The following is a 292-nucleotide window of genomic DNA, read 5'->3' on the forward strand; positions in this document are numbered from 1 at the left end:
GCAAACACCTTACACGCTAATCGACAGCGCAGCAGACACAAGTTATGTCAGTGACGATATACTGATTCACAGAAGTATGGGTGAGATAATTAGTACTACGCAAACGGACATGATGATTAGTAGTGGCGATAGTCATCATCAAGTCAGTAGCGAATCACTCAATATCATAGCCGATGGTCAGTTTAGTATGACCAATGCCAAAGAAAATATCACCCTATCCGCCCATACAGGGAAACTGGAAGCAACCGCCAAGCACGATGTGAACATCGCCTCCTCCACCAAAGAGGTTGAG

The 292-nt window shown here is 45.2% G+C and carries 1 protein-coding gene; it reads left to right on the forward strand.

Features of this window, described 5'->3' with window-relative positions; genetic code table 11:
• Positions 1 to 292, forward strand: a 292-nt coding sequence (locus AAEZ03_RS26770; protein ID WP_350582819.1) for a DUF2345 domain-containing protein, incomplete at both ends; no start/stop codon positions are given.

The sequence above is a fragment of the Pseudomonas sp. HY2-MNA-CIBAN-0224 genome, assembly GCF_040310285.1.
Classification (GTDB): Bacteria; Pseudomonadota; Gammaproteobacteria; order Pseudomonadales; family Pseudomonadaceae; genus Aquipseudomonas; species Aquipseudomonas helleri.